Source organism: Pseudomonas sp. VMV1 (assembly GCF_056790235.1).
Genome location: NZ_JBXGSE010000004.1, coordinates 211,652 through 236,523, shown reverse-complemented (window position 1 = coordinate 236,523; position 24,872 = coordinate 211,652). Strand labels below are relative to the sequence as shown.

Below are 24,872 nucleotides of genomic sequence, written 5' to 3'. Positions count from 1 at the left end.
GAGCGCGCGCCGCCTACCATGGCGCTCTCCTGGAGGAAGTCCCGATGTCCCTGACCCGCCCTGCCCTTGGCAGCCTCGTGCTGCTCTGTCTGCTCCTCACCGCCTGCGACCGTCCGGCCGAGGAAGCCGCCGCCCCGCCCGCGCCCAGGGTGCAGGTGGAGAGGCTGCGGACCATGCCCCTGGCCATCGCCAGCGAACTCACTGGCCGCCTGGTGGCGCCGCGGACCGCGGAGGTGCGGGCGCGAGTCGCCGGTATCGTGCTGCAGCGGGTGTTTCGCGAAGGCAGTGAGGTCAAGGCCGGTGACGTGCTGTTCCGCATCGACCCGGCGCCCTTGCAGGCCGAGGTGGACAGTGCCGCCGCCGCCCTGCGCAAGGCCGAGGCCAGTGCCTTCCAGGCGCGGCGCCTGGCCGAACGCTACGCGGCCTTGGTCGAGAGCGAGGCGATCAGCCGCCAGGAGCAGGACAACGCCCGCGGTGCCAGCCTGCAGGCCGAGGCCGAGGTGGCAGCCGCCCAGGCGGCGCTCAAGCGGGCACGGCTGAACCTGGGCTACGCCACGGTCACCGCACCCATCACCGGGCGCATCGGCAAGGCGCTGGTCACCGAGGGCGCCCTGGTCGGCCAGGGCGACGCCACGCCGCTGGCGATCATCCAGCAGCTGGACCCCATCCATGCCGATGTCACCCAGTCGACCCGCCAGCTCAAGGCCCTGCGCGATGCGCTGCGGGACGGCCGGCTACAGCAGGTGGCGCCGGATCAGGCGCGGGTGACCCTGTTGCAGGAGGACGGCAGCCCCTATCCCGAAGAAGGCCGCCTGCTGTTCGCCGATCTCGCGGTGGACACCAACAGCGGGCAGATCACCCTGCGCAGCCGGTTTCCCAATCCGCGGCACGACCTCCTGCCTGGCAGCTTCGTGCGGGTGCGCCTGGAGCAGGCACGCATCGACCAGGGCCTGAGCGTGGCACAGCGGGCGGTGCAGCGCAGCGTCGACGGCGGGGCCCAGGTCTGGGTGGTGGACGCCCAGAACCGGGTGGCCCTGCGCGAGATACGCCTGGGCCCGGTGGTCGAAGGCCGCTGGGTGGTGGAGTCCGGCCTCGCCGCCGGTGAGCGGGTACTGCTCTCGGGCCTGCAACAGGCCCAGCCGGGACTGGTGGTGGAGCCCGAAGAAGCCCAGGCCGCCGCGGCGGAGGTGCGCTGATGGCCAACTTCTTCATCGACCGCCCGGTGTTCGCCTGGGTGGTGGCGCTGTTCATCCTGCTCGCCGGGCTGCTGGCCATCCCCCAGTTGCCGGTGGCCCAGTACCCCACTGTGGCGCCGCCGCAGATCGAGCTGTACCTGACCTATCCGGGCGCCTCGCCGCAGACCCTGGACGAGAGCGTGGTCAGCCTTGTCGAGCAGGAGCTCAATGGCGTCAATCACCTGCTCTATTTCTCCTCCAGCAGCAGCCAGGGCAGCGCCACCCTGACCGTGACCTTCCAGCCCGGCACCGATCCGGAGCTGGCCAAGGTGGACATCCAGAATCGCCTCAAGGTAGTGGAGCCGCGCCTGCCGCGGGCGGTCACCCAGCAGGGCATCCAGATCGAGGAAACCTCGGCCGGCTACCTCATGTTCGTCACCCTCTCCGCGACCGATGAGCGCCTCGACACCACCGCCCTGAGCGACTACCTGGCACGCAACGTGGTCAACGAGCTGCGCCGCCTGGACGGCGTGGGCAAGGCCCAGCTGTTCGGGGCCGAGCACGCCCTGCGCGTCTGGCTCGATCCCAGTCGGCTGGTGGCCTTCGGCCTGACCCCGGCGGACGTGACCCGGGCCATCGCCGAGCAGAACGTCCAGGTAGCGGCCGGCAGCCTTGGCGAACTGCCTGCCCCCGCTGGCCAGGAACTGACCGCACCGGTGCTGATCAAGGGCCAGCTCAGCGATCCTACAGAGTTTGCCGGCATCCTCCTGCGTGCCGGGGCCGACGGTTCCAGCGTGACCCTGGGCGACGTGGCCCGGGTCGAGGTGGGCAGCCAGAGCTACAACTTCGGCACGCGGCTGGACGGCAAGCCTTCGGTGGCGGTCGGGGTGCAGCTGGCACCCACCGCCAACGCCCTGGCCACCGCCCAGGCGGTGCGCGCCAAGCTGGCCGAGCTGTCCCAGTATTTTCCACCCGGGATGAAATACGACATCCCCTACGACACGGCGCCCTTCGTCAAGATCTCCATCACCCAGGTCATCCATACCCTGCTGGAGGCCATGGCGCTGGTCTTCGCGGTGATGTACCTGTTCCTGCAGAATCTGCGCTACACCCTGATCCCGACCCTGGTGGTGCCGGTGGCGCTGCTGGGCACCTGCGCCGTGCTCCTGGCACTGGGCTATTCGATCAATGTGCTGACCCTGTTCGGCATGGTGCTGGCCATCGGCATCTTGGTGGACGACGCCATCGTAGTGGTGGAGAACGTCGAGCGACTGATGGCCAGCGAGGGCCTCGACCCACGCGCCGCCACCCGCAAGGCCATGGGCGAGATCTCCGGCGCCATCGTCGGCATCACCCTGGTGCTCACCGCGGTCTTCGTGCCCATGGCCTTCATGAGCGGCTCGGTCGGCGTCATCTATCGCCAATTCTCGGCGTCCATGGCGGTGGCCATCCTCTTCTCCGCCTTTCTCGCCCTGAGCCTGACCCCGGCGCTGTGCGCCACCCTGCTCAAGCCGATTGCCCGGGATGCCCACGCACGCGGTGGCGTCTTTGGCGCCTTCAACCGCGGCTTCGAGCGGCTGACCGGCAGCTTCGAAGGCTGGGTGGCCCGTGCCATCCGCCGACTGCTGCCGAACCTCGTGCTGTTCGCCGCCCTGCTGATGGGGCTGGTGGCGCTCTATGGCCGTCTGCCCGGCGCCTTCCTGCCCACCGAGGATCAGGGCTATCTGATCACCGACATCCAGCTGCCGCCCGGGGCCACCCAGGAGCGCACCCTCAAGGTGATCGAGCGCCTGGAGCGCCATTACGCCGAGGAGCCAGGCGTGGCCAACGATCTCGTCCTGCTCGGCTTCAGCTTTTCCGGCAGCGGCCAGAACGCCGCCCTGGCCTTCACCACCCTCAAGGACTGGTCCGCCCGCGGCTCAGCGGATTCCGCCGCGGCCATCGCCGAGCGCGCCAATGCCGCCCTGGCCGGCGAGAGCGAGGCCCAGGGCTTCGCCGTGCTGCCGCCGCCGGTGGAAGGCCTGGGTACCTCCAGCGGTTTCGAGGTGCGCCTGCAGGACCGGTCCAATCGCGGCCAGGCGGCGCTCAAGGCGGCGCGGGACCAACTGCAGGAGAAGCTCGCCGGCAATCCGATCATCGCCTATGTGCGCGAGACGGCCCTGGCCGACAGTGCCCAGGTGCAACTGGTCGTGGATCGCCGCCAGGCCGCTGCCCTGGGGGTAAGTTTCGCCGCCCTCGGCGAGACGCTGGGTACCGCCCTGGGCTCCAGCTACGTCAACGACTTTCCCAATCGCGGACGGATGCAGCAGGTGATCGTCCAGGCCGAACTGGGCACCCGCAGCCAGGTGGACGACCTGCTGCGGCTGGAGGTGCGCAATGAGCGTGGCCGCATGGTGCCGCTCTCCGCCTTCGTCAGCGCCGACTGGACCCAGGGTGCGGCGCAGCTGTCGCGCTACAACGGCTATCCGGCCATCAGCCTGTCCGGCGAGCCGCTGCCCGGTCACACCACCGGCGAGGCCATGGCCGAACTGGAGCGCCTGGCCACGGAGCTGCCGCGGGGCTTCGCCCTGGAGTGGACGGCACTGTCGCTGCAGGAACGCCTCTCCGCCGGCCAGGCGCCAGTGCTGCTGGGGCTGTCGCTGCTGGTGGTGTTCCTCTGCCTCGCCGCCCTTTACGAGAGCTGGTCGATTCCCACCGCGGTGCTGCTGGTGGTGCCCCTGGGGGTGCTCGGCGCGGTGCTGGCGGTGACCCTGAGAGGCATGCCCAACGACGTCTTCTTCAAGGTCGGCCTGATCACGGTGATAGGTCTCACCGCGAAGAACGCCATCCTGCTCATCGAGTTCGCCAAGAGCCTGCACGACGGCGGCATGGACCTGTACGAGGCCACCTGCCGTGCCGCCCGGCTACGTCTGCGGCCCATCGTCATGACCTCGCTGGCGTTCATCCTCGGCGTGGTACCGCTGGCCCTGGCCACCGGCGCCAGCTCGGCCAGCCAGCAGGCGGTGGGCACCGGGGTGATCGGCGGCATGCTCAGCGCTACCCTGGCGCTGGTCTTCGTGCCGGTGTTCTTCGTGTTGGTGCTCAGGCTGGTCCGGCGCTGGCGCGCGCCGGACCGCTAGCCTCAGGAGTTGAGGGGACGCTTGTCCCCCAGCAGCGCGACGTCCTCGACCGGTGCGGGTTCTGGCGTCCGGGCACCCACCCGGTCCGAAGTCCGCAGGCTCTGCGGCAGTGCCCAGAACAGCAGGCCGGCGGCCAGCAGGCTGGTACAGCCGATGAGATAGAGCGCCGGGGTGGTGCTGCCGGTCACGTCCTTGATGTAGCCCACCATCACCGGGCTGACGATGCCGCCGAACTGTCCCAGGGTGTTGATCAGGGCGATACCGCCCGCGGCACCGGCTCCCGCGCCGGCGAGCAGTTTCGGCGGCAGCGCCCAGAAGGCCGGAATGGAGGCGATGATGCCGGCGCCCATCAGCGCCAGGGAGAGGATCAGCAGGGTGGTGTGGTCAGCGAAGAGGCCTGCGCTGAAGAATCCCAATGCCCCGGCGATCACCAGGCCGCAGACGAACTTGCGCCGCTCGCCGCTGGCGTCCGACAACCGCCCCACCACCACCATGCTGATGGCGCCGAAGACATAGGGCACGGCGGTCAATAGCCCGATGATGGTGGGACTCTCGGTGCCCGCACTGCGGATCAGCTGCGGCGCCCAGAAGTTGAGGCCGTAGGAGGCGACCTGGATCAGGAAGTAGATCAGCCCGAGCAGCAGGAAACCCGGCAGCCGGATCGCCGCCAGCAGCGAGCCGTGGGCGTTGTTTTCATGGCGGGCGATGCGGCTGGCCAGAAAGGTCTTTTCCTCGCCGCTGAGCCAGGGCGCATCACTGATGCGGTCGTGCAGCAGGCGCAACACCAGCACGCCCAGCAGCACGCAGGGCAGGCCGCCGAGCAGGAACAGCCAGTGCCAGCCGCGCATACCGAGCAGGCCGTCCAGCTGGCCGAGGATCAGTCCCGAGACCGGGGCGCCGATCAGCCCGGCAAAGGCCGAGGCCAGAAACAGCGTCGAGGTGATGCGGCCGCGGTAGCTCTGCGGAAACCAGAGCGTCAGGTAGTAGAGGATGCCCGGGGCGAAGCCGGCTTCCATGGCGCCGATCAGGAAGCGCAGCACATAGAACTGCCATTCGGCGGTGACGAACATCATCAGCGCCGTGGCGATGCCCCAGGAAATCATGATGCGGGCGATCCAGCGCCGTGCGCCGACCTTGTACAGCATCATGTTGCTGGGCACCTCGAACAGCACATAGCCGACCACGAAGAGTCCCGCGCCCAGGCCGTAGGCGGTGTTGCTCAGTGACAGGTCGGCCTGCAGCTGGAACTTGGCGAAGCTGATGTTGATGCGGTCGAAGAAGGCGAACAGGTAGCAGACCATGATCAGCGGCATGAGCCGCCAGGCGACCTTGCGGACCAGGGTGTGTTCAGCGGCCGCGACGGCGGCGGGGGTGGCGGACGGATGCATAGCGATCTCCCGGGAGCGGCCAGGCTGGCGCTCCTTTGTTGTTGTAGTCAGGGCGAACGAAGGGTGGGCGGGGGTTAGCCACTCGCCGCAGGCGGCGGATGCAGGTCGCAGTTGCGCCCGGCCTTGGCCACCTGGCCAGGGGTGTCGTGGCCGAGCAGCGCCGGCAAGGTACGCGACAGCGCGATCAGTTGCTCCAGATCGATGCCGGTCTCCACCCCGATTTCCATGCAGAGATTCACCAGGTCCTCGGTGCAGATGTTGCCGGACGCGCCAGGCGCGAAGGGACAGCCGCCGAGCCCGCCGAGGGCGGCGTCGAAACGACGGGCGCCGGCCTCGTAGGCGGCCAGCACGTTGCTCAGGCCCAGGCCGCGGGTATTGTGGAAATGCAGGGTCAGGGCGGACGCCGGGATCAATTCCAGCACCTGACGGACGATCCGCGCGACCTGCCGTGGATTGGCCATGCCGGTGGTGTCGGCGAGGGTGATGCCGGTCATGCCCAGCGCCAGGTAGCGCTGCACCAGTTCGAACACCCAGCCTTCGTCGATGCGCCCCTCGAACGGGCAACCAAAGGTGGTCGCCACCGTGCCGTTGAGCGAGACCGCCTGCCCCTTGGCCAGCTGCACCACCTCGGCGAAGCTGGCCAGCGACTGCTCGCAACTCATGCGCATGTTGGCCTGGTTGTGGGTCTGGCTGGCGGAGAGCACCAGATTCAATTCATCGGCACCCGCTGCCAGGGCGCGCTGGGCACCCTTGAGATTGGGCACCAGGGCGACATAGGTCACCCCGGGCCGGCGGGCGATGCCCTGAAACACCGCCTCACCATCGCGCAGCATGGGCACGGCCTTGGGCGAGACGAAGGAGCCGGCTTCGATCCGCGAGAAGCCCAGGCCAGACAGCTGGTCGATCAGGGCGATCTTGTCAGCGGTTTCCACCCAGCTCGGCTCGATCTGCAAGCCATCACGCGGCGCCACTTCCTGGACGATCAGGCGCTCGGCACTCATTGCACCACCCCATCCTTCTTGAGCCGCTGGATGTCCGCCTCGCTCAGCCCCAGGTCGGTCAGCAAGGTATCGGTGTGCTGGCCGAGGGTCGGACCCTGCCAGTTCACCTGGCCCGGCGTTGCCGACAGCTTGGGCACTATGCCCGGCATCTTCAGGGTGGCTCCATCGGGCAAGGTGGTGTCCAGCAGCATGTCTCGCGCCTGGTAGTGGGGATCGGCGACGATGTCGGCGGCGGAATAGATGCGCCCGGCCGGCACCTCGGCGCCCTCCAGCACCGCCAGCACCTCGTCGATCCCCAGGCTGCCGGTCCAGGCGGCGATGGCGTCGTCGATCAGCTCGCTGTGGCGGGCACGCCCATCGTTCTGCGCCAGGTCCGCCCGCTCGGCGAGATCCGGCCGGCCGATGGCCTGCATCAGCCGCACGAAGATCGGATCGCTATTGCCGGCGACCACCACATAGGCGCCATCACGGGTGGGATAGGTATTGGACGGTGCGATGCCCGGCAGCGCCCCGCCGGTGCGCTCGCGCACATGGCCGAGCATGGAGTACTCCGGCACCAGGCTCTCCATCACGTTGAACACGCTCTCGACCAGGGAGACATCGACCACCTGGCCGTCGCCCTGGCCGGTCTTGACCCGCAGCACCGACATCAGCGCGCCGATCACCGCGTGCATGGAGGCCAGGGAATCGCCCAGGCTGACCCCGACCCGTGCCGGCGGCGTACCTGGAGTACCGGTGGTATAGCGGATGCCGCCCATGGCCTCGCCGATGGCGCCGAAGCCGGGTCTATCGCGATAGGGGCCGGTCTGGCCGTAGCCGGAGATGCGCACCAGGGTGAGCTTGGGGTTGAGGGCGTGCAGGACGTCCCAGCCGAGACCCAGCTTTTCCAGGGCACCCGGGCGCAGATTCTCGATGAGCACGTCGGCGCCCTCGACCAGCTGCTTGACCAGGGCCACGCCCTCGGCGGAGCGGAGATTCAGCGCCAGGGACTTCTTGTTGCGCGACTGCAGGTACCACCACAGCGAGGTGCCCTCGTGCAGCTTGCGCCACTTGCGCAGGGGATCGCCCTTGTCCAGGGCTTCGATCTTGATCACCTCGGCGCCGAATTCGGCCAGCAGGCGCGCGGCGAAGGGGGCGGCGATGAGCGTGCCGATCTCGATGACACGCAGTCCGGTAAGAGCCGTCATGCGGACTAGCCTCGTTGTTATTGGAATGCACCGATGCTAGGACAATCGGTCAGCCGGGGATAAACGTCTTTCGGCAACAGGCCTTCGTGAAACACGAAGGCCTGGATTCAGACCTGCAGCAGGTGGTCGTAGAGCAACCGGCTGACCGGTGACAGGGAGTCCACGTCGCGCACTACCAGCGCCAGGCTGCGTTGCGCCCAGTCATCCTCCAGGGCGGCGGCCACCAGTCCGAGCGGCCGACCGATGAGTTCGAAGGCCTGCAGCGGCAGAACCCCCAGGCCGAAGCCGGCCTGCACCATGCGGCATACGGCATCGAAGCCGGGCACGTGGATGCGCAGCCGCAAGGCCTTGCCATGGCTGCGTGCGGCCGCCTTGGTACGCAGGTTGATGAAGCTGTCGGCGTGCAGGCCGACGTGGTCGTCGTCCAGGGTCTCGGCGAAGGCCAGCCGCGATTGCGCGGCCAGGCGATGATCCGGGCGCATCACCACCACCAGGGTGTCCTGCCGGTAGGGCACGGCCAGCAGGCCACGGGTGTCGGTGTCCGAGGAGCAGATGCCCAGGTCGGCGGCGCCTTCCAGCACGCCCTTCACCACGCCGGCGCTGGGTCGCTCGTCCAGGCTGACCTTGACCTGGGGATGGCCGACCGCGAAGGCCTGCAGATCCTCGGGCAGGAATTCGATGATGGCGGAGATGTTGGCCATCATCCGCACGTAGCCGCGCACCCCCTGCAGGTGCTCACCGACGTCGATGCTGATGCGCTCGACGTCGGCGAGGATGCGCTTGGCGTAGTAGAGCAGTGTCTCGCCGACCGGGGTCAGGGTCATGCCCTTGGCGTTGCGCTCGAAGAGCTCGATGTCGAGCGAGCGCTCCAGGTCGTGCAGGCGCTTGCTGGCGGCGGACAGGGCGATCATCTCGCGCTCGGCGGCGCGGGTCAGGGTGCCCTCCTCGTGCACCGCCAGCAGCAGTTGCAGCGAAACCAGATCGAGGCGGCGGAGCAGGTTGCGGTAGTGCATCGTCAGCGGGTCCTGGCGGCCAGAGGTCCTTGTACAGGACCCAGCCCCGTCCGGGATAGCCACCCGCTGCCAGTCAGAGCCCCAGGTCGCTCAAGCCCGGGTGGTCATCCGGCCGCCGGCCCTGGGGCCAGAGAAACAGCCGCTCGGTTTCGCTGATCGGCAGGTCGTTGATGCTGGCGTGACGCTCGGCCATCAGGCCCTGGTCGTCGAACTGCCAGTTCTCGTTGCCATAGGAGCGATACCACTGGCCGTTTTCGTCCTGCCATTCGTAGGCGAAGCGCACGGCGATGCGCGCCCCGTCATGGGCCCAGAGCTCCTTGATCAGCCGGTACTCCTGCTCGCGCTGCCACTTGCGGGTGAGAAAGGCCTCGATGGCGGCGCCCCCCTGGAGGAATTCGGAACGGTTACGCCAGCGGCTGTCGACGGTATAGGCCAGCGCCACCTTGGCCGGATCGCGGCTGTTCCAGCCGTCTTCGGCGGCGCGAACCTTCTGCCGGGCGGATTCCAGGGTGAAAGGCGGTACGGGGGGACGGGCAGCGCTCATGGGACACTCCTAGGCAGGTGAGGCCCCAGTGTCCGGGTGGCGTGTCATCGTCGCAAGGTCGATCGCCCCACGGATCTGGCCAACTCGCTCATACCTCCACCAGCCGATAGTGCAGGCCACGCACCACCGCCTCCACCCGATTGCGCGCACCCAATTTACGGGCGGCGGAATTGAGGTGCAGGTTGACCGTGGCAGTGGAGCGATGGAGCGTCGCGGCGATGCGCTTGGCGGTCAGCCCCTTGGCTGAATACTGGAGGCATTCGCGCTCCCGTGGCGTCAGGCGGATCTGGCCGCAGCATCGCTCGGCGGGCGCGAGCAGTTCATCGGCGCGGGCCTGGAAGGCATGGGCCAGCACCAGGAAGGCACTCAGGCAGGCTTCGCCGGTGGCCTCGGCATCGCGGGCATCGGCATCGAGGATGCCGGTCAGGGTGGCGAAGGCGCCGCCGGGAAGGTGCAGCGGCACTGTTACCCCGGTGGCGAGGCCACTGTCGCGCACATAACAGGTGACCGGCCGATGACTGTCACCCAGGTACTCGCGAAGCGCGCTGCGGGTTTCGCTGCGAAACGACCAGACGAAGGGCGCCGCGCGGCGGCTGGCGCACTGTTGCACGGGATCGATTTGGTAGTAGCCGCGCTCGCACCAGAAGGCCTGCATGTCCGCCGGGGTGTTGCGCACCTTGAACACCGACGGCGTGATGAGTACCCCGTCATGACTGAGCGGAACCGGTGCGTAGTCGTAGATCAGCGCCTTGCAGCCCAGACGCTCGGCGACGTCCTGGACGGTATCCAGACAGGCGTCGAGCGTGGGCAACCCGGCGAGTCGGCTACTGACGGCGAACAGATCGGCATGCATCTTGAAGCTCCTCCCTGGATCACGATAGGGAACGCGAAGCAAAGGCTCTGCCAGTCATCGCGGGTTTCCTGCAAACCTAGCACTTTTGTGGATGGGGCCGTCGCCGCCCCTGGCCTAGAGTCGAGTTTACCCCCGCCCCTTCGAGGAAGCCCCCATGACTCAGCACGCTCCGTCCGGCGACAGCGCCGACCTCGCTCGCTTCGGCTACACCCAGGAGCTCAAGCGCCAGCTCGGGCTGAAGGACCTGCTGATCTACGGTCTGGTGTTCATGGTGCCCATCGCACCCTTTTCCATCTTTGGCGGAGTATTCGACGCCAGCCACGGCATGGTGCCCCTCACCTACCTGATCGGCTTCGTCGCCATGCTGTTCACCGCCGTCAGCTATCAGCAGATGTCGCGCGCCTTTCCGGTGGCCGGCTCGGTCTATGCCTACGTCGGTCGTGGCCTGCATCCGGCGCTGGGCTTTCTCGCGGGCTGGGCCATTCTGCTCGACTACCTGCTGGTGCCCACCCTGCTCTATGTGATCGGCGCCAACGCCATGGCCAATGTCATCCCGGCGATTCCCCAGCCGCTGTGGATCGTTTTCTTCGTCGCCCTCAACACCCTGGTCAATCTGCGCGGCATCGAGACCACCGCCCGCGCCAACCGCCTGTTCCTCTATGGCCAGCTGGCAGTGCTGCTGGTGTTCGTGGTGCTGGCCTCGCTGGCCATCAGCCGTGGGGTCAACGGCGCCGAATGGACCATGAAGCCGCTGTACAACCCCGAGGAGTTCTCCCTGCCGCTGATCTTCAGTGCCCTGTCGGTGGCGGTGCTGTCCTTCCTCGGCTTCGATGCCATCTCCACCCTGTCGGAGGAGACCCGTGGCGGCAGCCGCGTGGTGGGCCGCACCACCCTGCTGGCCCTGGCCTTGGTGGCCGTGCTGTTCATGGTGCAGACCTGGCTGGCCGCCCTGCTGCAACCCAACCTGGTCCAGTACCCTGACGCCGATGCCTCCAACAACGCCTTCTACGAGATCGGTCGGCTGATCGCCGGGCCCTGGCTGCAGGTGGTGATCGCCCTGGCGGTAGCCATCGGCTCTGCCATCGCCAATGCCCTGGTGGCCCAGGCCGCCACCTCCCGGCTGCTGTTCGCCATGGCCCGTGACCGCCAACTGCCGCAGTTCCTGCGCCAGATCCATCCGGTGACCCGAGTGCCCCAACGCGCCATCCTGCTGGTGGCAGCACTGAGCCTGGGACTGGGCCTGTTCTTTGTCGGTCAGATCAATCTGCTCGCATCCATGTGCAACTTCGGTGCGCTGACCGCCTTCCTGCTCCTGCATGTGGCAGTGGCCTGGCATCACCGCGGCGCCGGGCGCCCGCTGCTGCATGGGCTGGTCCCGCTGCTCGGCTTCATCGTGCTGGCCTATGTGCTGTTCAACGCCGACGTCTACGCCAAGGTCGGCGGCAGCTGCTGGATGCTGCTGGGACTGGCCGTGCTGGCCTTCCTCACGCTCAGCGGCCGGACCACGGAATTCAAGGCCAACGACGCCGTCCACTAAGCATCACCTGCCCGCGGAGGCTTCAGATGATCAAGACCCTGCACAGTCAGCACTGCCACTGCGGCTGGGATCACAGCCTCACTCCGGCGCTGGAGGTCGCGCCGGGCGAGACGGTAAGCTTCGCCTGCCGCGATGCGGCGGATGGCCACTTCCATGCCCACTCCAGCGCCGCCGACATCGCTACCCTGCCCTTCGAGCGGGTCAACCCGGTCTGCGGACCGCTATGGATCGAGGGTGCCGAACCGGGCGACGTCCTCAAGGTGACGCTGGACAGCTTCACCCCCAGCGGCTTTGGCTGGACGGCCAACATCCCCGGCTTCGGCCTGCTCGCCGATCAGTTTCCCGCGCCGGTGCTGCAGCTCTGGCACTACGACAGCTCAGGCCAGGCGCCCGCCGCCTTCGGCGAGCTGGCGCGGGTCCCGCTCAAGCCCTTCGCCGGCACCCTGGGGGTGGCCCCGGCTGAGCCGGGGCTGCATTCAGTAGTACCGCCGCGACGGGTGGGCGGCAACCTGGACATCCGCGACCTGGCCGCCGGCACCACTCTCTACCTGCCAGTGGAAGTGGCGGGGGCGCTGTTTTCCATTGGCGACACCCATGCCGCCCAGGGCGATGGCGAGGTCTGCGGCACCGCCATCGAGACGGCCATGGCGGCCACCGCCACCTTCGAACTGATCAAGCAGCAACCGCTGGCCATGCCGCGCTTCAGTACTCCCGGCCCGGTGACCCGCCACCTCGACGGCGCCGGTTACGAGGTGTTCACCGGGATCGGACCCGACCTCATGGCGGCCGCCCGCCAGGCCGTGAGCGGCGCCATCGAGTGGCTCGGGCGCAGCCGCAACCTGCCGGCGGAGCAGGCCTATCTGCTCTGTTCAGTGTGTGGCGACCTACGCATCAGCGAGATCGTCGACGTGCCCAACTGGGTGGTCAGCTTCTATTTTCCGCGGATCGTGTTCGAATAGCCGGCGCCGAACGGTCTGGCGTCCGCCGCGGCAACGTCCCCCATAGCGAGGCGATGACGATCAGCAGGCCGCCCAGCCAACCCCAGAGGCCCAGGCGCTCATCCAGCCAGAAGCTGGCGAACAGCGCGCCGAACAAGGGTTCGGCACCCATCAGCAGGGCGACGCGGGTGGCGCTGGCGCGGCCCAAGGCGTAGTTCTGGGCGAGAAAGGCGCCCAGGGTGCAGAACAGCACCAGATAGCCGGTGGCGAACCAGAAGCCCGGCTGCAGGGGCAGCGGCGCCAGCCCCGGCCCCAGGGCGAACAGCAGCAGGCAGGCCAGGCCCACCACGCCGGTCTGCACGGCGGTCAGGGCCAGGGCCGGCACCGGAGCGGTGGCACGACTCAACCGGCGACGCACCACGCAGACGTTGATCGCCCGCAACACGGCTGCCAGCAGGATCAGACCGTCGCCCAGGTTGAAGCTCAGGGTCACCCCGCGGGTCAGCAGGCCGGCGCCCACCACTGCCAGACCCGCAGCGCCCAGGGCGCGGGCCTCGGGTCGCTGGCCGAGCAGCCACCACTCGGCAAAGGGCGTCAGGGCCACGCAGAGGCTGATGAGAAAGGCGGCGTTGCTGGCGCTGGTCAGGGCCACGCCAAAGGTCTCGCTGAGAAAGATCGTCAGCAGCAGCAGGCCGGTCGGCACCCCCGGTCGCCAGGCCCGCCGGCCCGCGCCCCTCAGGGTGGGCGCCAGCAGTAGTGCGGTGAGACAGAAGCGCAGCGCCAGGTAGCCAAGCACCGGATAAAGCATCACGGCGTCCTTGACCACGGCGTAGCTGGTGCCCCAGACCAGGGCGGTGGCGAGCAGCAGGCCTTCGGCGAGGCCGAAGGTGGGGCGTTGCGTCATGACAGCGTCTCCGTACATTCGGCTGCCAGTGTGCACGCTGGCAGTGATCACCATAAGCCAGTCGCCACGCATAGCTCTTGTTCCCCCAGGGAAGCAATGCCAGCATTTCCAACCCCATTGCTTCCTGCGGATATCGGCATGGATCTCCTGCGCGCTCTTCCCCTGTTGCCCTGCATGGTCGCCTTCGCCAAGGTGGTGGAGACCGGCAGCTTCACCGCCGCCGCCCGGCTGCTGGACGCTACGCCTTCGGCGGTCAGTCGCCAGGTCGCGCGGCTGGAGCGGGAACTGGGGGTACGCCTGCTGCAGCGCACCACCCGCCAGCTGCGGCTAAGCGAGGCCGGGCGCGAGGTGCTTGGCCACTGCCGCCAGCTGCTGACCGCCGCCGGCGCGGCGCTGGACAGTGGCCTGCAGCACCGCGAGGAGCCCCGCGGCCAGGTCCGCCTGGCGATGCCCAAGGCGGTCGGCTACCGGCTGATCGCCCCACTGCTGCCGGAGTTCTTCCAGCGCTATCCGGACGTGGATCTGCAACTGCGCCTGGACGACCGCCCGCTGGACCCCATCGCCGACGACCAGGATCTGCTGGTGCGCATCACCGAACAGCCCCCCGCCGGCTTTGTCGCCCGACCGCTGCGCGAGATGGACTTCGCGCTCTGCGCCAGCCCCACCTATCTCCGGCGCCACGGCCTGCCGCAGCAGCCCCAGGCGCTGGCCGAACACGAGTGTCTCTACCTGGGCGAAACCCCCGGCGACCAGCGTTGGCAACTGCGCCGTGGCGACCGGGTGGAAAGCGTGACGGTTCGCGGCCGCCTGGCCTGCAACCACAGCGGCGTGCGCCTGGAGGCCACCCTTGCCGACCTCGGCATCGCCTGCCTGCCGGCCTTCGCGGCTGAGGCCGCCCTGACCGAAGGCCGGCTGCTGCGGGTACTGCCCGACTGGCAATACCTTGGTCCCTACCAGGGCACCGCCTGGCTGCTCTACCCGCCGGATCGGCAGCTGCCGGCAGCGGTACGGGTATTGGTGGATTTTCTGCTGGAGCGGCTCAGGCCTGCGGCAGCTTCAGGCTAATACGGCCACCGACTTCAACTGCGCCCAGACCTGGCTGCCTGGCTGCAGCGACAGGCGTTCCAGCGAGTAGCGGGTGATCCGCGCCAGCAGCGCCGTACCACCCAGGTCCAGGCGCAAGAGCACCTGGGCGGGCGAGCGGGTCGGGGCGATCTCCGCGACGGTCGCGGGCAGCACATTGAGGATGCTGCTGTGCTGGCGTTCCAGGCTCAGGCTGACATCTCGCGCCAGCACCTTGATGCGCAGCGCCTGGCCAGGCGGCAGCGGCGCATGGGCGAGCAGCACGCGCTGCTCGCCCGGCAGGCCCAGACTAAGCAGGCCGTAGTCCGGATCATGGCCCAGTACCCGCCCCTCCAGCACCACCCCTGCGTCCTCGGCCAGGGCGATGGGCAGGTCGAGGCGCGCCAGCACCGCGCTGGTCGGCCCGCTGGCCAGCACCCGTCCCTGCTCCAGCAGCACCAGGTGATCGGCCAGCCGCGCCACCTCGTCGGGGGCATGGCTGACGTAAAGGATCGGCAGCGCCAGCTCCCGGGTCAGGCGCTCCAGATAGGGCAGGATCTCGGCCTTGCGCTCGGCGTCCAGCGCCGCCAGGGGTTCGTCCATGAGCAGGAGACGCGGACTGGTCAGCAGCGCCCGGGCGATACCGACCCGCTGGCGCTCGCCACCGGAAAGGCGTGCCGGCATTCGGGTCAGGAGCCCCGCGATGCCCAGCAGCTCGACGACCTGTTCCAGTGCCAGACGCCGCTCGCCCGGCGCGACCCGCTGCCAGCCGAACAGCAGGTTGCGGCGCACGTCCAGGTGTTCGAACAGATTGGCATCCTGGAAGACATAACCCAGGGCACGCCGGTGCGGCGGCAGGAACAGCCCATGCTCGCTGTCCTGCCAGGTCTCGCCGGCCACCACCAGGCGCCCGCGGGCGCCACGTTCCAGGCCGGCCACGCACCTCAGGCAGGAGGTCTTGCCCGAGCCCGAAGGCCCGAACAGCGCGGTGACACCGCTGCCAGGCAGCGCGAGGTCCACATCCAGGGCGAAGCCAGGGTGCGAGAGTTCGAATCTCGCCGCCAGACTCATGTCCAGGCCGACCGCCCGCGGCGCCCATAGAGCAACAGGAGGATCACGAAGGAGAAGACCAGCATGCCGCCGGCCAGGAGATGCGCCTGGGGATATTCCATGGCTTCCACATGATTGAAGATCTGGGTGGAGACGACCTGGGTGCGCCCGGGCACGTTGCCGCCGATCATCAGCACCACGCCGAATTCGCCCACGGTATGGGCGAAGCCGAGGATGGCGGCGGTGATGAAGCCCGGCCGCGCCAACGGCAGGACGACATGGAAGAAGGTGTCCAGGGGACTGGCTCTCAAGGTGGCCGCCGCCTCCAGGGGGCGCGGACCGATGGCCTCGAAGGCGTTCTGCAGCGGCTGCACCACGAAGGGCAGCGAATAGAACAGCGAGCCCACCACCAGTCCGGCGAAGGTGAAGGGCAGCCGGCCCAGGCCCAGCGCTTCGGTGAGCTGCCCGACCCAGCCTTCCGGCCCCATGGCCAGCAGCAGATAGAAGCCGATCACCGTGGGGGGCAACACCAGCGGCAAGGCCACCAGGGCGCCGAGGGGGCCCTTGAGCCAGGACCGAGTACGCGCCAGCCACCAGGCGAGGGGCGTGCCCAGCACCAGCAGCAGCAGCGTGGTCACACTGGCCAGCTCCAGGGTCAGGCGGATCGCCGCCCAGTCCGCCGCGGTCAGGGTCATGGGATCACTGCCGGTAGCCGTAGGCCTTGAGCACCGCGGCCGCCTGGGGCCCCTTGAGATAGGCCAGCAGTGCCTTGGCCGCTGCCTGGTCCTTACCCCTTTCCAGCAGCACCGCGTCCTGGCGAATCGGCTCGTAGAGCGCGGCCGGCACGATCCAGGCCGAGCCCTCCTTCACCTGGCCGTCCTGATAGATCTGCGACAGGGCGACGAAGCCGAGCTCGGCATTGCCGGTGGCGACGAACTGGTAGGCCTGGGTGATGTTCTGGCCTTCGACCCGCTTGGCCGCGACCGCCTCGGTCAGCCCCAGCTTGGCCAGGGTCTGGGTGGCAGCCAGGCCATAGGGCGCGGTCTTGGGATTGGCCACGGCCAGGTGGCGGAACGTGTTCTGCTTGAGTACCGCGCCCTCCCCGTCCACATAGCCCGCCTTGGGCGACCAGAGCGCCAGGGTGCCGATGGCATAGGTGAAGCGTGACCCCTTGACCGCCGCACCTTCGGCCTCCAGCTTGGCCGGGGTGCTGTCGTCGGCGGACAGGAAGACCGCGAAGGGCGCGCCGTTTTTGATCTGGGTATAGAGCTGGCCAGTGGCACCGCTGGAGATCAGCAGATGGTGGCCGGTGTCCTGGGTGAATCTTTCGCCGATGGCCTTGAGCGGCGCGCTGAAATTGGCGGCCACGGCCACCTGGACCTCGTCGGCCAGGACGGGGGTAGCCAGGGCGCCGGCGACCAGGGCCAGCAGCAGGCGGGAGCGAGTAGCGATCATCGGGCTTCTCTCCATCAGGGGGTCGGCGGGAGGCTGGCGGCGCTGAAAACCGCGCTCCGGCCTCCCGCAGCAACGAGACAAAAGAAAACGCCGCTGGGTTTCCCCAGCGGCGTTTCGGCGGACGCTTACGCCAGCTTCTTGTACTTGACCCGCTTGGGCTGGGCCGCGGCCTCACCCAGGCGCTTCTTACGATCGGCTTCGTACTCGGTGTAGTTGCCTTCGAAGAACACCACGTTGGAGTCGTCCTCGTAGGAGAGGATGTGGGTGGCGATGCGGTCGAGGAACCAGCGGTCGTGGGAGATCACGATGGCCGCGCCGGGGAAGTCCAGCAGGGCGTCTTCCAGGGCGCGCAGGGTTTCCACGTCCAGGTCGTTGGAGGGTTCGTCCAGCAGCAGCACGTTGCCGCCCTGCTTGAGGGTCAGCGCCAGGTGCAGGCGCCCGCGCTCACCGCCGGAGAGGTCCTTGACGAACTTCTGCTGGTCGGCGCCCTTGAAGTTGAAGCGGCCGACGTAGCTGCGCGAAGGCACCTCGTAGTTGCCGATCTTGATCACGTCGGAGCCGTCGGAGACCTGCTCCCACACGGTCTTGGTGTCGGACAGGTTCTCGCGGCTCTGGTCGACGCTGGCCAGTTGCACGGTGTCGCCGATCTCGATGGTGCCCGAGTCCGGCTGCTCCTTGCCCATGATCATGCGGAACAGGGTCGACTTGCCGGCACCGTTGCCGCCGATCACGCCGACGATGGCGCCCTTGGGCACCACGAAGCTCAGGTCGTCGATCAGCAGGCGATCGCCATAGCCCTTGCTGACGTTCTTGAACTCGATGACCTTGTCGCCCAGCCGCTGGCCGGCAGGGATGTAGATCTCGTTGGTCTCGCTGCGCTTCTGGAATTCCTGGGACTGCATTTCCTCGAAGCGCTGCAGACGGGCCTTGGACTTGGACTGGCGGGCCTTGGCGCCGGAGCGCACCCATTCCAGTTCAGCCTTCATGGCCTTGGCGTGGGCCGCCTCCTGCTTGGCTTCCTGGGTCAGGCGCGCGGCCTTGGATTCCAGCCAGCCAGAGTAATTGCCCTCGAAGGGGATGCCCTGGCCACGGTCCAGCTCCAGGATCCAGCCGGCGACATTGTCGAGGAAGTAGCGGTCGTGGGTGATGGCCACCACGGTGCCGGGGAAGTCGTGCAGGAAGTGCTCCAGCCAGGCCACCGAGTCGGCGTCCAGGTGGTTGGTGGGTTCGTCCAGCAGCAGCATGTCGGGGGCCGACAGCAGCAGGCGGCACAGCGCCACGCGGCGCTTCTCGCCACCGGAGAGCACGCCAACCTTGGCGTCCCACGCCGGCAGGCGCAGGGCATCGGCGGCGACTTCCAGCTGACGATCCAGGTTATGGCCATCGGCGGCCTGGAGGATGGCCTCCAGCTTGGCCTGCTCGGCGGCCAGGGCGTCGAAGTCGGCGTCCGGCTCGGCGTAGGCGGCATAGACCTCGTCCAGACGGGCCTGGGCCTGCTTGATCTGGCCGACCGCTTCCTCGACTACGTCACGAACCGTCTGCTCGGGATCAAGTTTCGGCTCCTGCGGCAGATAACCCACATTGATACCGGCCATCGGACGCGCTTCACCTTCGATCTCGGTATCGACGCCGGCCATGATGCGCAGCAGCGTCGACTTGCCCGCACCGTTCAGACCGAGCACGCCGATCTTGGCGCCGGGAAAGAACGACAGGGAGATGTTCTTGAGGATTTCACGCTTGGGCGGCACGACCTTGCCGACCCGATGCATGGTGTAGACGTATTGAGCCATGAGGGAACCTTGGGACCGGAATGAAAAACAGGGGACACAGTATGGCGTCAGCGGCGAACGCTGTCGAAACCCCGGGCGACGAAAGCGCACGCGGTAGACACCTGGAAAAAACCGGCGGAGAGACCGTCCGGCCCCTTATCATAGGCCATCCCTGCCCCGCGGAACCGGGCGCAGTCGAATGGCCATCGCCTCTGCAGGAACGCAGTCCGTCGTGAACAGCCCGCCCTCCACGCTGCCGGAAGAGCCGGTCGCCCCCTCCTCGCGACGCCTGACCCGCGGCCTGCTGATCCTGTCGCTGGTGGCCATGCTCGCGCTGATGTTCTGGCAGGCCTTCGCCAGCATGGCCGAGCGTGAAGCCCTGCGCCGCCAACAGCTGGAAGGCCTGACCCGGCAACTGGCCAACACCCTCGAATTCGGCCTGGCGCTCAAGGCCCAGGCGGTGCGCAGCACCCTGCGCTGGTCGCTGGACCCCACCCTGCCGCTGGCACCCAATCTGCTGCTCAGCCTCAAGGATTTCTTTCCCGGTCTGCAGCAGGTGCGCTGGTTGCCGGCCAATGCCGCCTTGCGCACCGCGCGGCTGGACGACTCCGCGGATGCCGCCTTCATCCAGCAGTTGATCGCACGCAGCGGCCAGGCTGACTTCAGCTATGGCTACAACGCCGCGGCTACCACCGCGCCCCTCTATGTCCTGCTGGCCGGCGATCCGGAGTTGCAGCAGGGCTGGTGGGTGCTGACCAGCGCCCCGCGCCTCGAACCGCTCTGGCGTTCGACCCGCGTGCCCACGGGCCTCGACTGGCGCCTGGAGGATCGCACCCGTGGCACCCTGCTGTTCCACAGTGGCGCGACCGCCGCCACCGCCGGCGAGGTGATCCAGCCGCTGGCCTACAGCGATTGGCAGGTGGTGGGCGCCTATCCCGCCGAGACGCCGTCGGAGTCGCTGCTGGAGGCCTCCTCGGGCCGGCTGCTGCTGTTCAGCCTGTCCGGCCTGGTGACCGCCATCCTGATCTATCTGCTCCTGCGCGAAGAGCAGGGTCTGCGGGCCCTGACCCTGGCCTCGCGACGCAGCCTGCGCCTGGCGAGCACGGCACTGAACGGTATCGAGGAATTCGTCTGCATGACCCAGGCCGACGGTCGCCTGGTCTATGTCAACGCCACCGCCGCCCGCCTGCTGGGCATCGCCGCGGACGACGCCCAGCAATATTTCCTCGCCAGTCTGCTACCCCAGCTGGTTGCCCTGACGCCGGCCGAGCGGGACGGCGGCGCCCTCATCACCCTCCGGGTGGCGACCCAGCCGCGCCGCTTCGCGGTCAGCTGCCATGCCCTGGCGGACAGCCAGTCCAGCGTGCGCGTGCTGCGCGACCGCACCCAGACCCAGGACAGCTTCGTCTGGGTGCTGCGCGACGTCACCGAACAGCAGCGCAACCTGGAAACCATCCAGACCACCCGCCAGCGCTACGAGAACATCTTCAACGGGGTGCACACCGGCATCTGCGTAGTGGACCTGAGCGCCGTGCAGCCCTGCATGACCGCCCTGGGCCTGGAGCGGCCCGAACAACTGGCGGAGCTGTTCGCCCGCCAGCCCGAGGCGCTGGATGCCCTGGGCCGTCAGGTGCGCATCACCGAGATCAACCAGCGCGCCCTGGAAATGCTCGGCATCGACCACCTCGACCAGGCCTGGGACCGGCTGGTGGGCGAGTCCCGTGTCCAGGTCGGCGGCAAGCGCTACCGCCTGCTGGCCGGCCTGCTCTCCGGCCAGCAGGTGCTGGAACTGGAGACCCGCATCAGCACCACCGAGGGCGAGCGTCATCTCTGGCTGAGCATGCACCTGCCGGCCGATCCCCAGCACCTCGACGCCACCCTGCTCAGCCTCAACGACATCACCCAGCGCAAGCTTGGCGAATTGCGCCTGCTCGAACGCGACGCCTTCTGGTCCAACCTGATCAGCGCCATTCCCGACACCCTCTATACCTATGACGTGACCAGCGGCGAACTCACCTACGAGAGCCATTCGCTGGCACGCAAGCTCGGCTATCCGCCGGAAGCCTTCGTCAGCCTCGGCCCTGCGCGCCTGCACCCGGACGACGTCGAACTGCATGCCCGGGTAGTGAGCATGCGGCCCACGCTCTCCGATCGCCCCTGCAGCAGCCTCTTGCGCTGGCAGCACCGCAACGGTGGCTGGCGCTGGTTCGACGTGCGCGAGCAGCGTCTTGCCAGCCGCCCGGACGGCACCGCCGCCAGCGTGGTCGGGCTGGCCCTGGACGTCACCGACATGGTGCGCGCCAGCGATCGCCTGCGCGACAGCGAGAATCGCTACCGCCAGCTGGCGGAAAGCATCAGCGACGTCATCTTCACCACCGATGCCCAGCTGGTGCTTAACTACCTCAGCCCCTCGGTCGAGGAGCTGCTCGGCTATCCGCTCGCCGAGTTGCAACAGCGCACCCTGGCCGAGCTGGTGGTCCACTCGCGTCAGCTGCAGGAGGTCCGCCGGACCCTGCAGCGGCTGCTGCGCAGCCTGGACGACCCCCGCGCCCTGGCCGAACTGCGCCGCGAGCGCTTCGCGCCGCTGGCGCTCGACTGCCTGCACGCCCAGGGTCATACCCTGCAGATCGAGCTGCGCCTCAAGCCGCTGTGGGACGACCACGAGCGCTTCGCCGGCCTGCTCGGCATCTGCCGCGACATCTCCGCCCAGCGTCGTACGGACAAGGACATGCGCATGGCGGCCACGGTGTTCGATCACTCGGCCGGCGCCATCCTGGTCACCGACCCGGCCGGCTACATCGTGCGGGTCAACCGCACCTTCACCCGCATCACCGGCTTCAGCCCCGAAGAGGTGTTCGACCAGCAGCCAATGATGCTCTGCGCCGACAAGCAGGAGGCCAACCAGCTGCAGCACGTGATGCAGCAACTGCGCACCGAGGAAAGCTGGGAAGGCGAACTCTGGCAGCGCCGCCAGGACAACGAGCCCTATCCCTCCTGGGTCGGCATCACCGCCATCCGCGACGACGACGGTGACCTGATGAGCTACGTCTGCTTCTTCGTCGACATCAGCGAACGCAAGGCCAGCGAAAGGCGTATCCACCGCCTGGCCTACTACGACGCCCTGACCCTGCTGCCCAACCGCACCCTGTTTCAGGACCGCCTGCACAACGCCCTGCAGCAAAGCCGCCACAACGAGAGTTGGGTGGTGCTGATGTTCCTCGACCTGGATCGCTTCAAGCCGATCAACGACAGCCTCGGCCACGCCGCCGGCGACCGCCTGCTCAAGGAGGTGGCCATGCGCCTGACCGCCTGCGTCGGCACCGAGGACAGCGTGGCGCGCATGGGCGGCGACGAATTCACCCTGCTGCTGTCGGGCCTGGAGACCCGCGAAACGGCCCTCGCCCAGGCGATCCGTGTCGGCGAGCAGATCCTCGCCCAGCTGTCCGAGGCCTTCATTCTCGAAGGCCGCGAATTCTTCGTTTCCGCCAGCATCGGCATCGCCCTGTCGCCCCAGGATGGCCAGGAACTCAGCCAGCTGATGAAGAACGCCGACACCGCCATGTACCACGCCAAGGAGATGGGCAAGAACAACTTCCAGTTCTACCAAGCCGAGATGAACGCCCGCGCCCTGGAGCGCCTGGAACTGGAGGCCGACCTGCGCCACGCCCTGTTGCAGGGCGAATTCCGCCTGCACTACCAGCCGCAGTATCGCTGCGATACCCGCCGCCTGACCGGGGTCGAGGCCCTGCTGCGCTGGGAGCACCCGGTGCGCGGCAACGTTCCGCCAACGGAATTCATTCCGGTGCTGGAAGAGATCGGCCTGGTGGTCCAGGTAGGTGACTGGGTGATCCGCGAGGCCTGCCGGCAGATGCGCGAGTGGCACGCGGCCAAGGTGCGTATCCCCAAGGTCTCGGTGAACCTGTCCGCCCGCCAGTTCGGCGACGGCCAGCTCGGCCAGCGCATCGCCCAGATCCTCGCCGAGACCGGCCTGGCGCCGGCCTGCCTGGAGCTGGAGCTGACCGAAAGCATCCTGATGCGCGACGTCGGCGAGGCCCTACAGCTGCTCGGCGAACTCAAGGGGCTGGGGCTGTGCATCGCGGTGGACGACTTCGGTACCGGCTACTCGTCGCTCAACTACCTCAAGCAGTTCCCCATCGACATCCTCAAGATCGATCGCAGCTTCGTCGACGGCCTGCCCCATGGCGAGCAGGACGCCCAGATCGCCCGGGCCATCATCGCCATGGCCCACAGCCTCAATCTCTCGGTGATCGCCGAGGGGGTAGAGGAAACCGCGCAGCTGGATTTCCTCTGCACCCATGGTTGCGACGAGGTCCAGGGCTACCTGTTCGATCGCCCGCTGCCGCCGGAGCAGTTGCGCCAGCGCCTGGAGCACCAGGGTCTGTTCCCCGTCCTGACATGAGACCGATAGCGGCGCTGCATGACCGGCGCTCATACCTCTGAGTTCCCGCGATGGGGTAGAATGTTGCCCCTCGCGAGCCCGACCGGGCTCGCTCTTCGCCATGCCTCAGGGGACCCTGCCGCCATGTTCAGCCGTGAAACCACCCTCGCCCGCTTCGACGCCGACCTGTATGCCGCCATGCAGCAGGAAGCCCAGCGTCAGGAAGATCACATCGAGCTGATCGCTTCGGAAAACTACACCAGCCCGGCGGTCATGGAAGCCCAGGGTTCGGTGCTTACCAACAAGTACGCCGAAGGCTATCCCCACAAGCGCTACTACGGCGGTTGCGAATACGTCGACGTGGTCGAGCAACTGGCCATCGATCGCGCCAAGCAGCTGTTCGGCGCCGACTACGCCAACGTCCAGCCGCACTCCGGTTCCCAGGCCAACTCGGCCGTGTACCTGGCGCTGATCGAAGCCGGTGACACCATCCTGGGCATGAGCCTGGCTCACGGCGGCCACCTGACCCACGGCGCCACCGTGTCCTCCTCCGGCAAGCTGTACAACGCCGTCCAGTACGGCATCGACGAGCAAGGCCTGATCGACTATGCCGAGGTCGAGCGCCTGGCCCAGGAGCACAAGCCCAAGGTCATCGTCGCCGGCTACTCCGCCTACTCCCAGGTGCTGGACTTCGCCCGCTTCCGCGCCATCGCCGATGCCGTGGGTGCCTACCTGTTCGTCGACATGGCCCACTTCGCCGGCCTGGTCGCCGCCGGTGTCTACCCCAACCCGGTGCCCTTCGCCGACGTGGTCACCAGCACCACCCACAAGACCCTGCGCGGCCCGCGCGGCGGCCTGATCCTGGCCAAGGCCAACGAAGCCATCGAGAAGAAGCTCAACTCGGCGGTCTTCCCCGGCGCCCAGGGCGGTCCGCTGATGCACGTCATCGCCGGCAAGGCGGTGTGCTTCAAGGAAGCCCTGCAGCCCGAGTTCAAGACCTACCAGCAGCAGGTGATCAAGAACGCCCAGGCCATGGCCAGTGTCTTCATCGAGCGCGGCTTCGACGTGGTCTCCGGTGGCACCGACAACCACCTGTTCCTGCTCAGCCTGATCAAGCAGGAAATCACCGGCAAGGACGCGGACGCCGCCCTGGGTCGCGCCTTCATCACCGTGAACAAGAACTCGGTGCCCAACGATCCGCGCTCGCCCTTCGTCACCTCCGGTCTGCGTATCGGCACCCCGGCCGTCACCACCCGTGGTTTCCAGGAAGCCGAGTGCCGTGAACTGGCCGGCTGGATCTGCGACATCCTCGGCAACATGGGCGACGAGTCGGTGATCGACGCCGTGCGCGAGAAGGTCAAGGCCGTCTGCGCCCGCCTGCCGGTGTACGGCAAGTAAGATGCACGCCTCCTCTCTCCCCCGGGGAGAGGGTCGGGGTGAGGGAAAGCCCCAAACAACGAGCCCCGACCAATCGGCCG

General features: G+C 68.0%; 18 protein-coding genes. 7 read left to right on the top strand and 11 right to left on the bottom strand.

Translation table 11 applies throughout. The annotated features are described in order from the left end of the window. Positions 1-44 precede the first annotated feature (44 nt). Positions 45-1,196: an efflux RND transporter periplasmic adaptor subunit gene (locus ACUCV0_RS15385; RefSeq protein WP_434775785.1), complete on the top strand. Its 1,152-nt coding sequence runs from the start codon at positions 45-47 to the stop codon at positions 1,194-1,196. Next, entirely contained in the window at positions 1,196-4,294 is a 3,099-nt protein-coding gene (locus tag ACUCV0_RS15380; RefSeq protein WP_482213059.1) for a multidrug efflux RND transporter permease subunit, read from the top strand. The genes ACUCV0_RS15385 and ACUCV0_RS15380 overlap by 1 nt, the downstream gene beginning before the upstream one ends. A gap of 2 nt (positions 4,295-4,296) precedes the next feature. On the opposite strand, the gene ACUCV0_RS15375 is transcribed toward ACUCV0_RS15380, so the two are convergent. From ACUCV0_RS15375 to ACUCV0_RS15350, 6 genes are all read right to left on the bottom strand, one after another. Continuing rightward, positions 4,297-5,682 (bottom strand): MFS transporter, encoded by a 1,386-nt coding sequence (locus ACUCV0_RS15375; protein WP_059313597.1) that lies wholly within the window; start codon positions 5,680-5,682, stop codon positions 4,297-4,299. A 74-nt stretch (positions 5,683-5,756) separates the two neighbouring features. Further along, on the bottom strand, positions 5,757-6,683 hold the full coding sequence (locus tag ACUCV0_RS15370; protein ID WP_482213058.1) for a hydroxymethylglutaryl-CoA lyase: 927 nt from the start codon (positions 6,681-6,683) through the stop codon (positions 5,757-5,759). After that, positions 6,680-7,870: a CaiB/BaiF CoA-transferase family protein gene (locus ACUCV0_RS15365; protein ID WP_313647370.1), complete on the bottom strand. Its 1,191-nt coding sequence runs from the start codon at positions 7,868-7,870 to the stop codon at positions 6,680-6,682. Before ACUCV0_RS15365 ends, ACUCV0_RS15370 begins: the two co-directional genes overlap by 4 nt. Positions 7,871-7,977: 107 nt before the next feature. Continuing rightward, a complete protein-coding gene (locus ACUCV0_RS15360; RefSeq protein WP_271653907.1) occupies positions 7,978-8,883 on the bottom strand; it encodes a LysR family transcriptional regulator in 906 nt (301 codons plus the stop codon). A gap of 73 nt (positions 8,884-8,956) precedes the next feature. Beyond that, positions 8,957-9,427 (bottom strand): nuclear transport factor 2 family protein, encoded by a 471-nt coding sequence (locus tag ACUCV0_RS15355; RefSeq protein ID WP_482213057.1) that lies wholly within the window; start codon positions 9,425-9,427, stop codon positions 8,957-8,959. A gap of 88 nt (positions 9,428-9,515) precedes the next feature. After that, a complete protein-coding gene (locus ACUCV0_RS15350; RefSeq protein ID WP_313647369.1) occupies positions 9,516-10,280 on the bottom strand; it encodes a LuxR family transcriptional regulator in 765 nt (254 codons plus the stop codon). A gap of 154 nt (positions 10,281-10,434) precedes the next feature. Between ACUCV0_RS15350 and ACUCV0_RS15345 the strand changes: the two genes are divergently transcribed. Both ACUCV0_RS15345 and ACUCV0_RS15340 read left to right on the top strand, forming a co-directional pair. Further along, positions 10,435-11,817: an APC family permease gene (locus ACUCV0_RS15345; RefSeq protein ID WP_482213056.1), complete on the top strand. Its 1,383-nt coding sequence runs from the start codon at positions 10,435-10,437 to the stop codon at positions 11,815-11,817. A gap of 26 nt (positions 11,818-11,843) precedes the next feature. Further along, positions 11,844-12,776, top strand: coding sequence for an acetamidase/formamidase family protein (locus ACUCV0_RS15340; protein WP_482213055.1), 933 nt, complete (start codon positions 11,844-11,846; stop codon positions 12,774-12,776). Here ACUCV0_RS15340 and ACUCV0_RS15335 read toward each other — a convergent pair. After that, a complete protein-coding gene (locus ACUCV0_RS15335) occupies positions 12,742-13,659 on the bottom strand; it encodes a DMT family transporter (RefSeq protein ID WP_482213054.1) in 918 nt (305 codons plus the stop codon). The genes ACUCV0_RS15340 and ACUCV0_RS15335 overlap by 35 nt on opposite strands. Before the next feature lie 138 nt (positions 13,660-13,797). Here ACUCV0_RS15335 and ACUCV0_RS15330 point away from each other — a divergent pair, with 138 nt between their 5' ends. Then, on the top strand, positions 13,798-14,724 hold the full coding sequence (locus ACUCV0_RS15330; protein ID WP_482213053.1) for a LysR family transcriptional regulator: 927 nt from the start codon (positions 13,798-13,800) through the stop codon (positions 14,722-14,724). Here the strand turns inward: ACUCV0_RS15330 and modC are convergent. The 4 genes from modC to ettA all read right to left on the bottom strand — a co-directional run bounded on the left by modC (position 14,716) and on the right by ettA (position 19,016). Beyond that, complete coding sequence (gene modC / locus ACUCV0_RS15325; RefSeq protein ID WP_482213052.1) at positions 14,716-15,792, bottom strand: molybdenum ABC transporter ATP-binding protein; 1,077 nt, start codon at positions 15,790-15,792, stop codon at positions 14,716-14,718. The two genes, ACUCV0_RS15330 and modC, sit on opposite strands and share 9 nt — an antisense overlap. Then, positions 15,789-16,466, bottom strand: a complete 678-nt coding sequence (gene modB, locus ACUCV0_RS15320) for a molybdate ABC transporter permease subunit (RefSeq protein ID WP_313647363.1) — start codon at positions 16,464-16,466, stop codon at positions 15,789-15,791. The genes modC and modB overlap by 4 nt, the downstream gene beginning before the upstream one ends. A gap of 4 nt (positions 16,467-16,470) precedes the next feature. Then, a complete protein-coding gene (modA, locus tag ACUCV0_RS15315) occupies positions 16,471-17,226 on the bottom strand; it encodes a molybdate ABC transporter substrate-binding protein (RefSeq protein WP_482213051.1) in 756 nt (251 codons plus the stop codon). 125 nt (positions 17,227-17,351) lie between these two features. Continuing rightward, positions 17,352-19,016, bottom strand: a complete 1,665-nt coding sequence (gene ettA, locus ACUCV0_RS15310; protein ID WP_059313584.1) for an energy-dependent translational throttle protein EttA — start codon at positions 19,014-19,016, stop codon at positions 17,352-17,354. A 211-nt stretch (positions 19,017-19,227) separates the two neighbouring features. On the opposite strand from ettA, the gene ACUCV0_RS15305 reads away from it, so the two are divergent. Together ACUCV0_RS15305 and glyA are read left to right on the top strand one after the other, a co-directional pair. Beyond that, on the top strand, positions 19,228-23,415 hold the full coding sequence (locus ACUCV0_RS15305) for a sensor domain-containing protein (RefSeq protein WP_482213050.1): 4,188 nt from the start codon (positions 19,228-19,230) through the stop codon (positions 23,413-23,415). Positions 23,416-23,538: 123 nt separating this feature from the next. Next, on the top strand, positions 23,539-24,792 hold the full coding sequence (glyA, locus tag ACUCV0_RS15300) for a serine hydroxymethyltransferase (protein ID WP_017639070.1): 1,254 nt from the start codon (positions 23,539-23,541) through the stop codon (positions 24,790-24,792). The last annotated feature ends 80 nt before the right edge of the window (positions 24,793-24,872 follow it).